Consider the following 12154-nt stretch of genomic DNA (forward strand, 5'->3'; position numbering starts at 1 on the left):
CCTAGTGCTTCGGTGACGTGCACGTAGCGAACCCGCACCCGCACCCTTGACTGCTCCGCGGGCCAGACCGTCAGAATCTGTTTGTTCACGATCAGTTGTGAGTACTTCTGGGTCCTGATGAGGGAGAGCCGTCATGACAGTCTCTCGAAGATCGTTACTGCTCGCCTCCACGGCCGCCCCGGCGGCCGGACACTGCTGAGCAGCCCGACGGCACGGGCCGTCGAGGCCGCCGGTGCCGCGTCGGGCCGCCGTACCGTGCCACTGCGCGACGGCTGGCGCTTCGCCCTGGTGAACCCCGGCGGCATCACCGACCCGACCGGCGCCCACGCCGGGGCCGCCGAGCCCGGCTACGACGACTCGGACTGGCGCGAGATCGCGGTGCCGCACGACTGGAGCATCGAGTTCGCCCCGACCACCGAGCACGGCACCACCGGCGGCACCGGCTTCTTCCCGGGCGGCCTCGGCTGGTACCGCCTCGCCTTCACCCTTCCGCGCTCCCTCGCGGGCAAGCGGATATCGGTGGAGTTCGACGGCGTCTACATGGACTCGTACGTCTACTGCAACGGCACGGAGGCCGGCCGCCACCCCTATGGCTACACCGGCTTCGCCCTCGACCTCACCGACCTTCTGCACACCGACGGCAGGACCGAGAACGTGCTCGCGGTCAAGGTCCAGAACCGTCTGCCCAGCAGTCGCTGGTACTCGGGCAGCGGCATCTACCGCGAGGCCCGCCTCGTCGTCACCGAACCGGTGCACGTCGAGCGCTGGGGCACGTATGTCACGACGCCGCAGATCAGCGCGGAGCGGGGCGTCGTACGGGTGCGGACCTCCCTGGTGAACGCCTCCGGAAGTGGCACGGACGTCGAGCTCGTCTCGCGGATCGTCGACCCCGGGGGCCGTACGGTCGCCCGTACGTCCTCCACGCCCGCCCTCATCGACAGGGTGACCGAGACCCATGAACTCACCGTCCCCGAACCGAAGTTGTGGGATTTCGCGACCCCGCACCACCGCTACACCCCGGGGGAGGCTCGCGGAGCGATACGGATCAGCAGGCTAGAGATCCCCGCCACTTGACCCACGTCACGGGTCGGACGCCCGGTTCCTCGGCGCCCCAAAGGGGCGCGGGGAACTGCGCGAGCAACCACAGCGGCGCCGCACTCGAAAGCCGACCCCGCCCGGCGCCATCCGGCGGAGCGTTACGTCCTGACCGTTGACGCACTGTCATGTCGCCAACAACCATGGGCTGCACCCACACCTGGGAGCGCTCCCACCGGAGCGCCACCCGCACCTCCCCCCGAGGAGCCCAGCTGTGAAACGCCGCAGAACCACCCTGCTGACCCTGTCGGCCCTGCTGGCCGCAGGCCTGTCCGCCGCACCCGCCGGTGCCGAGGAGGTCGAGCAGCTCAAGAACGGCACGTTCGACACCACCATCGAGCCGTGGTGGACCACCGGCAACGTCACCGCGGGTCTGTCCGAGAGGCAGCTCTGCGCCGACGTGCCCGGCGGCACCGCCAACCCATGGGACGCCGCGGTCGGCCAGAACGACATCACGCTGGTGAAGGGCGAGTCGTACCGCTTCTCCTTCACCGCGAACGGCTCGCCCGAGGGCCATGCAGTGCGGGCGATCGTCGGCCTGTCGGAGGCGCCGTACGACACCTACTTCGAGGTGACGCCGGAGCTGAGCGTCTCCGGGAACTCCTACGCGTACACCTTCACCTCCCCCGTCGACACCCCGCAGGGCCAGGTCGCCTTCCAGCTCGGCGGCAGCGCGGACGCGTGGCGCTTCTGCATGGACGACGCCTCGCTGCTGGGCGGTGTCCCGCCGGAGGTGTACGAACCCGACACCGGGCCCCGGGTGCGGGTGAACCAGGTCGCCTATCTGCCCGCCGGACCGAAGAACGCCACGCTGGTCACCGACGTCACCGAGAGGCTGCCCTGGCAGCTGAAGAACGCGTCCGGGGCCGTGGTCGCCCACGGCTGGAGCGTGCCGCGCGGCACCGACGCCTCCTCCGCGCAGAACGTCCACTCCATCGACTTCGGCGCCTTCCGCAAGAAGGGCAGGGACTTCACGCTCGTCGCCGACGGGGAGGCGAGCCGCCCCTTCGACATCGGTACGGCCGCCTACGAGCGGCTGCGCCTCGATGCCGTGAAGTACTACTACACGCAGCGCAGCGGCATCGCGATCCGGGACGATCTGCGCCCGGGATACGCGCGCCCCGCCGGACACGTCGACGTGGCCCCCAACCAGGGCGACGGCGCTGTGCCCTGCCAGCCGGGCGTGTGCGACTACAAGCTCGACGTCACCGGCGGCTGGTACGACGCGGGTGACCACGGCAAGTACGTCGTCAACGGCGGTATCTCCGTCTGGGAGCTGCTGAGCACCTACGAACGCGAACTGCTCGCCCGCACCGGGGAGTCGCAGAGGCTGGATGACGGCACGCTCGCCATCCCGGAGAGCGGCAACAAGGTGCCGGACATCCTGGACGAGGTCCGCTGGGAGCTGGACTTCCTGCTGAAGATGCAGGTGCCCGCCGGGCAGCCGCTGGCCGGCATGGCACACCACAAGATCCACGACGAGCAGTGGACCGGCCTGCCCCTGCTGCCGAGCGACGATCCGCAGAAGCGCGAGCTGCATCCGCCGTCCACCGCGGCGACCCTGAACCTGGCGGCGACGGCCGCGCAGGCGGCACGCCTGTACAAGCCGTACGACAGGCAGTTCGCGGCCAAGGCGCTGGCCGCCGCCCGTAAGGCCTGGTCGGCGGCGCTCGCGCATCCCGACCTGTACGCCTCCGAGAGTGACGGCATCGGCGGGGGTACGTACGCCGACGGCAATGTCATCGACGAGTTCTACTGGGCCGCGGCCGAGCTGTATCTCAGCACCGGGGAACGGCAGTTCGCGGACCACGTCCTGAACTCACCCGTCCATACGGCCGACATCTTCGGCTCCCTCGGCTACGACTGGGCGAGGACGGCCGCCGCGGCCCGGCTGGACCTGGCGACCGTGCCGAGCGGGCTGCCGGGCCGCGACAAGGTGCGCCGGTCCGTCGTCCAGGGCGCCGACCGCTATCTGGCCACCCTGAAGGCACAGCCGTACGGCATGCCGTACGCCCCCGACGGCAACCTCTACGATTGGGGCTCCAACCACCAGATCCTGCACAACGCCGTCGTCATCGCCTCCGCGTACGACATCACGGGCGTCGCGAAGTACCGGGACGGTGCGGTGCAGAGCATGGACTACCTGTTCGGGCGCAACGCACTGAACATCTCGTACGTGACCGGCTACGGAGAGATCAACTCCCACAACCAGCACGCCCGTTGGTACGCCCACCAGCTGGACCCGAACCAGCCGAACCCGCCGGTCGGCACGCTCTCGGGCGGGCCGAACTCGAGCATCCAGGACCCCTACGCACAGAGCAAACTCCGGGGCTGCGTCGGTCAGTTCTGCTACATCGACGACATCCAGTCCTGGTCGACGAACGAGCACACGATCAACTGGAACTCGGCCCTGACCCGGATGGCCTCCTTCGTCGCCGACCAGGGATAGTCGTGGGTCACGGGGTGACGTTCTTGACCGGCAGATCCCTGCTCGCGCCCGAGATGTAGTAGTCCTTCGGTGCGGAGAAGATCACGAACTCGTTGTCGTAGTCGCGGATCTTGGCCCGGACCGTGAAGTTGCCGAGCGCGTCGGTGGTGGTCTGCGCGTTCGAGGAGCTCTCGAAGTACGTGCGCAGGAACACCCGGGTGCCGGTGAGCGGGCCGTGGCCGCCCGTCCAGGCGATCCTGCCCTTCACGACGAGGGTGTCGCCCTTGCGCACCTTGGTCTTGTTGACCTTGTAGGTGATGAGGCTGGTGACCGGCTTGACCTTGACCGTGGTGTCCGCGAAGGCCATGTGGAAGTCGGTGGGGTCGGTGTCGTAGATCGCCCGGAACATCACCTGGTGGCGCGGGAACGGATAGGGGCTGGGCGTGTTCTCGACACGGTCCGCGGGGACGTCCTCGAGGGTGAAGTTCCCCTCGTCGTCCGTGTGGACCGTGCCCAGGCCGCGGGTCTCCCACTCGGTCGGGTCGATGGGGTCGCCCCAGGGGTTCCAGGTGTCGAACAGAACCGATTCCTCGAGCTGGACCGGTGCGTCCGCGACGGGAGTCCCGTCGGTGCGGGTCAGGGTGCCGGTCAGGTCGACCGTGCGGTTCTTGTAGTCGGTCGTGGCCCTGCTGCTGGTGAGGGTCACCGCGTAGTCGTCGCCGTCCGCCGCGTCGGCGGGCGGCACGACCAGCGCGGTGGCGGCCAGGGCGAAGGCGGCGACGGCGGACGTTCGAGCGGCCGTTGAGCGCATGTTCACGTGAACTCCGTTGGTGGTGTGAGCTGTTGTGATCACCGGAGCACCAGGGGTGTCGGTACGGGGTCTGACAGCGGGACATCACCCGGGGTTGTAGGGGCCGTCGGGCCGAGACGGCCCCGGTACACGCCGTTCGCCTGGTTGTCGCCGTGGATTCCCCTACGGTTCGCGCTCCACGAGCTCGCCGGGCCGCTCGTGAGCGGTCAGCGTGTGGAGCCGCGCCGGACTCAGCGGCTCGTGCACCTCGACGTACTCGCCGCGCGGAAGCCGCTTGATCACGCCCGTCTCCCGGCCGTGCAACACCCGCTCCCTGTCGCTGAGTTGGAGGCCCAGACAGATGCGACGGGTGATGACGAACACGGCCACCGGGACGACCGGCGCGGCGATGCGGATCGCCCAGATCACCGTGTTGATCGAGAGGTGGAGCCGGGTCGCCACGATGTCGTTGCCGCCGCCCGCGAGGAGGATCAGGTACAGGCTGATCCAGGCCGCGCCGATCCCCGTGCGCACGGGGCGGTTGCGGGGCCGGTCGAGGATGTGGTGCTCACGCCGATCGCCCGTGAACCGGGCCTCAAGGAACGGATAGACGCCGATGAACACCAGCAGGAGCGGGAAGACCACGACCGGGATCAGCACCCCGAGGACGAGCGTGTGGCCCCACAGGTTGATCTCCCAGCCCGGCATGACGCGGACCAGCCCCTCGGCGAAGCCCAGATACCAGTCGGGCTGGGCACCCGTGGAGACCTGGTCGGCACGGTAGGGGCCGTAGGACCAGACCGGGTTGATCGCCGCCACGGCCGCCATCAGGGCGAGGGCGCCGAAGACCAGGAAGAAGAAGCCGCCCGCCTTCGCCAGGTACACCGGCATGAACGGGGCGCCGACCACATTGCGTTCGGTGCGTCCGGGACCCGCGAACTGTGTGTGCTTGTGGTACACGACCAGCAGGAGATGCGCGACGACCAGCGCCGCCATGACGCCTGGGATCACCAGGATGTGCAGCGAGTAGAAGCGGGCCACGATGTCGTGTCCCGGGAACTCGCCGCCGAACAGGAACATCGACAGATACGTCCCGACGATCGGGACGGAGAGCAGCGCGCCGTTCACGAACCGCAGCCCGGTCCCCGACAGCAGGTCGTCCGGCAGCGAGTAGCCGAACAGGCCCTCGAACAGACCGAGGAACAGCAGGGTCCAGCCGAACAGCCAGTTGATCTCCCGCGGTTTGCGGAACGACCCCGTGAAGAAGTGCCGCATCATGTGCGTGAGCATCCCGGCGACGAAGACCAGCGCCGCCCAGTGGTGCACCTGCCGCATCAGCAGTCCGCCGCGCACGTCGAAGCTGATGTCGAGGGTGGAGGCGTACGCCTCGGACATGCGGACGCCGTTCAGCGGTACGTAACTGCCGTGATAGGTCACCTCGTTCATCGACGGATGGAAGAACAAGGTGAGGTACACGCCCGTCAGGATCAGCACGACGAAGCTGTACAGGCAGATCTCGCCGAGCAGGAACGACCAGTGGTCCGGGAAGACCTTGCGCAGATACTTCCGGCCGAGCGAGTGGATGCCGAGCCGGCCGTCGAACCAGTCCGCGATCCGCTCGCCCCTGCCGGGCAGTTCCCGGGTGGCGCTCATGCCTGCTCCCGGTGCACATGCGTGAGCTTCTCGGGGTTGCTCACCACGTAGACGCCGGACACCCGCCGGCCGTCCGGCGTGAGATCCAGGACCAGGACGGCGTACGGCTCCTCGCCCTGGAACAGCACGGCCGCGTCGTCGCCGTTGACCCGCCGGTACCGCAGGTCCAGGTGGCCTGCGCCTGCGCCGCCCCGGCGCGCGAACGAGTCGAAGAGCCGGACCGCCTTGTCACGGCCGTGCACGGGACGCAGCCCCGCCCGTTTCCGCTTGCCGCCGCCGTCCGTCCACACCGTCACATCCGGCGCGAGTATCTCCAGCAGCGCGGCGACGTCCCCGCCCACCGCGGCGCGCACGAACCGCTCGGTCGCCTCCCGTCGTACCCGTGGATGCGCCTCGTACCGTGGCCGCCGCGCATGAACATGCTCGCGGGCGCGATGGGCGAGCTGCCGTACGGCCGCCGGTCTGCGGTCGATGATCTCCGCGATCTCGGTGTGCGCGTACCCGAACACCTCGTGCAGTACGAACACCGCGCGCTCCAGCGGAGTCAGCGACTCCAGGACGACCAGCATCGCGAGCGACACCGACTCGGTGCGCAGCGCCGGGTCGTCGGCGCTGTCGACCTCGCCCTGTGCGACCAGCGGCTCCGGCAGCCACGGGCCGACATACGTCTCTCGCCGCCGGCTGATCGCGGCCCGACGCGTCAGCGCGTGGTTGACGGCCATCCGCACGAGGTACGCCCGCGGGTTCATGACGCCGTCGAGCGGGGCGCCCGCATGGCGCGCCGTCCATGACAGCCAGGTCTCCTGAAGTACGTCCTCGGTGTCGGCGACGCTGCCGAGCATGTTGTAGACGACGCCGAACATCAGCTCTCGGTGCTCGACGAAGACGCCGGTCGCGTCGTCGGTGACGGGTACGGGGATGTCGGACATGCGTGGGGCCTCCCAATGCGCGCGCTCACCACTGCGAGGGCCGACGGGGGCCGGAATGTGACATCTCAGCGCCGCATGTGACCTACGTCTCGCCGTCGACGCGCGCCCGGTCGTGCTGTCCGCGGCTCCCGGTACCGTCGTGCATCACGCTTGACCTGCATGTATTTACGCGTAAGTACCCGAGCGGTACCTTGAGAGACATGCCAGCTCTCAACGTGGAGTTCAGCGACCGCGAGCTAGAGGACCTCCGGCAGATCGCCAAGGAACGCGGTACGTCGATGAAGGCGCTCGTGCGGGAGGCCGCCGCGGCCGACATAGCCCGGCACCGGGCGCTGCAGGAGGGCGCCGAGGCCTTCCGCCGGTTCTTCTCGTCGCACGCCGACGAGTTCGCGGCCGCCTTCCCGGACGACGAACCGTCCGCCAAGGGTGAAGGGCGGGCCGCCTGAGCGATGGCACCCGTCATCCATATCGATGTGCCCTGGCTGCTCCAACGGCACGAAGAGGTCCTGCCCGAGCAGCCCACGATCAACGACTTCTCGGCGTTGGTCGCGGCCGTCGCCCGCCATCGCGTGGATCCGCCCCGTCTGGGCGTCGACTCCGACCCGGCCTGGCGGGCCGCCGCACTGCTGCACACCCTCGCCCTGCTCAAGCCGCTGCCCTCGGCCAACGCCCGCTTCGCCTGCGCCTCGGCGGTGGCCTACATGTTCGTCAGCGGGGTCGGCATCGACCCGCCCTACGGTGCCATCGTCGACCTGGCCCGTGATCTGATCTCCGGCAAGGTCGACGTGTACGGCGCGGCCGATCGGCTGCGCTCCTGGCAGATCTGAGGTATCTCGCGCGGGAGCCGGGCCCACGGGCCCGGCGGTCCCGGTTTCCCCCTGCCCCCGTTCCTCCCGCCCCCCGGGCCGCCGACCGAGGGCGGGAGGAACAGGGTCGACGGCCCATGGCGCGCAGGAGAGCCGCCGTCCTGCGCGGGGCCTTCCGAGAGGGCCGCTCCCAGTGGACTACGCCGGCGCGTGCGCCGGGGAGCGTGCGTGGTGCTCCGGCGCGTGCGTGGGTTTCACACGGGGCGCATGGAATGCCGAAAGGTCGCGCCGGTAGGGCGAGTTGCGGCCGTTTCTGACTTTCTTTCAAAGGGGCGGATGTTGCCCAAGTGCCTTGTTGGTCATCAGTGTGCTGTGCAAGGGTGAACATACCCGTGGGGGGTGGAAAAGGCCGGCTCGCATTCGTTCCGAGGGGGAACCGGAGCGCATGGAGGTTGGTGAATTCGTGCTCCCCGCGCTCGTGCTGAAGAGGTACACACCAAGTCACCCGGTCCTTTTCGGCAGTCAGAACTTCTGTGACATGCGCGTGGGAAGGAATCCGTTCAGTGCCCACCCCCCACCCCCCTCGCCCCCCTTACCCCCCGCCCGGCGGGGTTCCGGAGGAATCCGACGAAGGCCTCGCCGCCAGACTCAGGGGCCGCCCGGACGGTGAGGCCGCTCCGTCCGTCGCGCTGCTCATGGCACGGCACTGGCAACCGGCCCACGAATACGCGGTGATCTGTCTCGCCTCGTCCGCCGGTGGCGTCGATCTGGTCACCGCCGCCGCGTTCCATCAGGTCCTCGACCGGCTCGCCCTCGGCGAACCCGCCCTCGCGCTGCGCCCGAGGCTCCTCGTCGCCGTTCGGGACACCGTCCGGCAGTGGTCGGCCGACGAGCGAATAGCGGGCGTTCTGCCGGAGCTGGGGAAACCCTCGGGCGGTCGCGGTATGCGTACCGCGAAGTCCATGACGCCCGAAAATCGGAAGCTTGCCGATCGGTCATTCCAGGCGCTTCCGGGACTTGCCCGATGTCTGCTCTGGCACACCGAGGTCGAAGCCGAGCCGATAGGCGTCCCGGCCGGTCTGCTGGGCATGGATACCGTTACCGCTTCGGCCGCGCTCGAACAGGCGCGTGATAAATTCCGCGAAGGTTGTGTACATGCTCATCGGGAACTCGCGCCGACGAAGGATTGCCGGTTCTACAACCGTCTCCTCGACGTCCCGATTCGCCGGGGTGGCGCCCTACTGCCGGATGTGCAGCAGCATCTGACGGGGTGCCGCTACTGCAGGAACGCCGCCGAACAACTGAGTCATTTCGAGGCCGGGTTGGGCGTGCTCATCGCCGAGGCGGTGCTCGGCTGGGGGGCGCGCAGGTATCTGGAGACCCGTCCGGGCCGTACCCCGGGGGGCGCACCCCGCTCGCGGGGCTCCGCCCGGCACGGCGCCGGACGCCGCCGGTTCCTCTCGCGTATCCCCGCACAGGTCCGCAGGTCGCCGGGCGGACCGCGCTCCTCGCGGACCCTGCTCACGGGGGTGGGCGTGGCCTCGGCCGGACTGATCGCGATCATGCTCGTCGCCGGCCTGCTGTCGGACGACGACGGTGTCGACCCGGCCGCCTCGGCCACCGGCGGCGGCCCGGGAACCCGGATGCCTCCGGCGGTGTCCTCCTCGCCCCCGGGCACGGCCCAGCTCCCCGACGCACCGCGGCGGACCAGGCTGCGCAACGCCGACGCCGACCTGTGCCTCGACATCAGGGGCGACGCCGAGACCGGCGCCGGGACCGAGCTGGCCGAGTGCTCGGACGACGACACCCAGCAGTGGTCGTACGAGAAGGACGGCCTGTTGCGCAGTGTGGCGGAGCCCGACCTCTGCCTGGACTCGCATGCGGACGCCGGTGTGGTCATCCTCGGCAAGTGCACCGACGACGACTCGAAGCGGGCCGACGACGTGCGCTACGACCTCACCGTGCAGGGCGAGTTGCTGCCCCGCTGGGACGAGCAGCTCGCCCTGGCGGCCACCACCGCCGACGCGGGCGCTGACATCGTAGTCAAGGTCCGCGACGGCTCCGACGGACAGCGCTGGCTCACCGACCCCGCGACATCGGCGAGCCCCGGCTCGCTGTCGAGCGCCGAGGTGGAGACGCCGGGGGCACGGGCGGTGCGGTTGGGGGAGGAGAACGCGTAGGTGAGAGCGGACGGAAAGGTGTGACGCGGTGCGCCATGGAGGGCGGCCCCGCCCTCCTGAAGGTGCTCCCGAGGTCTAGTTCACGACGTCTCGCGGTTCTTGGCGCGCGAGGAAGCCCCGTACGTTCTGCACGGCGGCGAGCGCGATACGGACCAGGGTCTCGCGGGTGACGCCGCCCGCGTGCGGGGAGAGCACCACGTTCGGCGCGCGGAGCAGACGCAGGGCCGGGGTGGGCGGTTCGGGGTCGAAGACGTCGATCCCCGCCCCGGCCAGGGCGCCCTTCTCCAGCGCGTCCGCGAGGGCGTCCTGGTCGATCAGGGCGCCGCGGGCCGTGTTGACGACGAACGCCGTCGGCTTGAGCAGCGCCAGCCGCTCCGCGTCCAGCAGATGCCGGGTCTCGTCGGTGAGCGGGGTGTGCAGCGAGACGTAGTCGGCGGTGCGCAGGAGTTCGTCGAGCGGGACGTGGCGGGCACCGCCGAACTCGGCCTCCGTCTCCGGCGACAGCCGACGGCGTCCGGCGTAGACGACGCTCATGTCGAACGCGACCGCCCGCCGCGCGACTTCCCGGCCGATCTGGCCCAGGCCCACGACGCCGAGCGTCTTGCCGCACAGCTCGGTCAGCGAGTTCTGCAGCCGGGGGAGCGCCCAGTCGGCATCGACGAGCGCGGTGTGGGCGGGGATCAGCTGCTTGGCCAGGGCGAGCATGAGGGCGAAGGTCTGCTCGGCCACGTTCTGCGCCTCGGCACCGCTGGAGCCGATGTTGCACACGCGCACTCCGCGCTCGCGGGCCGCGTCCACGTCGACATAGTCGAACCCGTGGCTCGCGCACTGCACCAGCTCCAACTCCGGTGCGGCGGCGAGGTGTTCGGCGGTCACGGAGGAGAGCGCGGTGATGACGACATGCGCGGAGCGCAGCGCCGCCGGGTCCTCGTCGGCCGCCTCGACGACGGTGACCCGCGCGTCCTCGGGGAAGAGCGAGGCGAGGCCGGCTCCGATGCCGCGGCCGCCCACGTGGGGCGAGACGATGGCGAGGACGTTCTTCGTGACGGTCATGCGGTTTCCTCTATGAGGTCGGCGGGGCCGATCGTGGCCGGGGTGGCGTGCCCGGACAGGGCGAGGGTCAGGTCGAGTTCGGCGAGCAGACAGCGGATGACGTGTTCCACGCCCGCCTGTCCGTCCAGGCCGAGCCCGTAGGCGTACGGCCGTCCGACGAGCACCGCACGCGCGCCGAGGGCGAGCGCCTTGAAGACGTCGTCACCGGTGCGGATGCCGCTGTCGAACAGCACCGTCAGCCGGTCGCCCACGGCCGCCGCGACCCGGACCAGCGCGTCGGCCGCCCCGACGGAGCCGGCCACCTGGCGGCCGCCGTGGTTGGAGACGATCACCCCGTCCATCCCGGCGTCGGCGGCCGCGCGGGCGTCGTCCGGGTGCAGGATGCCCTTCAGGACGATCGGGCCGTCCCAGTTCTCCCGCAGGAAGGCCAGGTCCGGCCAGGTCTTGGCGGGGTCGGAGAACATGCCGACGAAGTGCATGACGGCCGCGTTCGGATCCTCGTGCACCGGCTTCGCCAAGCCGGCTTGGAAGGCCGGGTCGGAGAAGTAGTTGGCGGTGCCCACACCGTGCAGGAACGGCAGATACGCCTGGTCGAGATCGCGCGGGCGCCAGGCCAGCATCGGTGTGTCCAGGGTGACGACGAGCGCGCTGAACCCGGCCGCCTTCGCGCGGGTCAGGAAACTCCGGGCCACTTCCGGGTCCTTCGGCCAGTACAGCTGGAACCAGCGCTCGGCGTCGCCCATCGCCTCCGCGACCTGCTCCATGGGCGTGCTGGACGCCGAGGACAGGGTGAACGGCACGCCCTGCGCGGCGGCGGCACGGGCGGCCGCGCACTCGGCGTCCGGGTGCATGATCGACAGCACTCCGATGGGTGCCAGCCCCAGCGGGGCGGGCAGGGCGCGGCCCAGTACCTCGACGGACAGGTCCCGCTCGTGCACGTCCCGCAGCATGCGCGGCACGATCCGGCGTCGCCCGAGGGCCGTCCGGTTGGCGCGGGCGGTACTGCCGTCGCCGGCGCTGCCCGCCACATAGCCGACGGGACCGGGACCGAGGCGCTGCTCCGTCAGCTCCTCCAGCCGGGTCAGATCGGTGGGGAGCCGGGGTACGGCCCCCGACATCCCGTTCAGATAGATCTCGTACTGGAAGTCCGCCCAGTGCTTGCCCATGCGTTGACCCCGCCTCTCGTCACTGAGAACGCGCCGTACGCAGACCATACCGAC

General features: G+C 70.0%; 9 protein-coding genes and 1 pseudogene. 5 read left to right on the top strand and 5 right to left on the bottom strand.

What is annotated here, in order from left to right; genetic code table 11:
• Positions 1 to 133 precede the first annotated feature (133 nt).
• Both ACFQ6S_RS03650 and ACFQ6S_RS03655 read left to right on the top strand, forming a co-directional pair.
• Positions 134 to 1017 (top strand): annotated as a pseudogene (locus ACFQ6S_RS03650) (sugar-binding domain-containing protein); the annotation flags it as partial.
• 292 nt (positions 1018 to 1309) lie between these two features.
• Complete coding sequence (locus ACFQ6S_RS03655) at positions 1310 to 3544, top strand: glycoside hydrolase family 9 protein (protein WP_383402882.1); 2235 nt, start codon at positions 1310 to 1312, stop codon at positions 3542 to 3544.
• Positions 3545 to 3551: 7 nt separating this feature from the next.
• Here ACFQ6S_RS03655 and ACFQ6S_RS03660 read toward each other — a convergent pair whose 3' ends face one another.
• The 3 genes from ACFQ6S_RS03660 to sigJ all read right to left on the bottom strand — a co-directional run bounded on the left by ACFQ6S_RS03660 (position 3552) and on the right by sigJ (position 6895).
• Complete coding sequence (locus ACFQ6S_RS03660; RefSeq protein ID WP_383402884.1) at positions 3552 to 4340, bottom strand: acyl carrier protein; 789 nt, start codon at positions 4338 to 4340, stop codon at positions 3552 to 3554.
• Positions 4341 to 4496: 156 nt separating this feature from the next.
• Entirely contained in the window at positions 4497 to 5966 is a 1470-nt protein-coding gene (locus ACFQ6S_RS03665; protein ID WP_383402886.1) for a cytochrome bc complex cytochrome b subunit, read from the bottom strand.
• Positions 5963 to 6895 carry an RNA polymerase sigma factor SigJ gene (sigJ, locus tag ACFQ6S_RS03670; protein WP_383402888.1) on the bottom strand — a complete coding sequence of 311 codons (933 nt, stop codon included), beginning with the start codon at positions 6893 to 6895 and terminating at the stop codon, positions 5963 to 5965. Before sigJ ends, ACFQ6S_RS03665 begins: the two co-directional genes overlap by 4 nt.
• Positions 6896 to 7095: 200 nt before the next feature.
• Here sigJ and ACFQ6S_RS03675 point away from each other — a divergent pair, with 200 nt between their 5' ends.
• The 3 genes from ACFQ6S_RS03675 to ACFQ6S_RS03685 all read left to right on the top strand — a co-directional run bounded on the left by ACFQ6S_RS03675 (position 7096) and on the right by ACFQ6S_RS03685 (position 9881).
• Positions 7096 to 7341, top strand: coding sequence for a hypothetical protein (locus ACFQ6S_RS03675; protein WP_383402891.1), 246 nt, complete (start codon positions 7096 to 7098; stop codon positions 7339 to 7341).
• A gap of 3 nt (positions 7342 to 7344) precedes the next feature.
• Positions 7345 to 7722 (top strand): toxin Doc, encoded by a 378-nt coding sequence (locus ACFQ6S_RS03680; protein ID WP_383402894.1) that lies wholly within the window; start codon positions 7345 to 7347, stop codon positions 7720 to 7722.
• Between the two features lie 542 nt (positions 7723 to 8264).
• Positions 8265 to 9881 (top strand): RICIN domain-containing protein, encoded by a 1617-nt coding sequence (locus ACFQ6S_RS03685; RefSeq protein WP_383402897.1) that lies wholly within the window; start codon positions 8265 to 8267, stop codon positions 9879 to 9881.
• A 75-nt stretch (positions 9882 to 9956) separates the two neighbouring features.
• On the opposite strand, the gene ACFQ6S_RS03690 is transcribed toward ACFQ6S_RS03685, so the two are convergent.
• Both ACFQ6S_RS03690 and ACFQ6S_RS03695 read right to left on the bottom strand, forming a co-directional pair.
• Positions 9957 to 10934, bottom strand: a complete 978-nt coding sequence (locus ACFQ6S_RS03690; protein ID WP_383402900.1) for a 2-hydroxyacid dehydrogenase — start codon at positions 10932 to 10934, stop codon at positions 9957 to 9959.
• Entirely contained in the window at positions 10931 to 12100 is a 1170-nt protein-coding gene (locus tag ACFQ6S_RS03695; protein ID WP_383402903.1) for a lactate 2-monooxygenase, read from the bottom strand. Before ACFQ6S_RS03695 ends, ACFQ6S_RS03690 begins: the two co-directional genes overlap by 4 nt.
• Between the last annotated feature and the right edge of the window lie 54 nt (positions 12101 to 12154).

It is taken from the genome of Streptomyces sp. NPDC056479 (genome assembly GCF_042795335.1).
Lineage (GTDB): Bacteria > Actinomycetota > Actinomycetes > Streptomycetales > Streptomycetaceae > Streptomyces.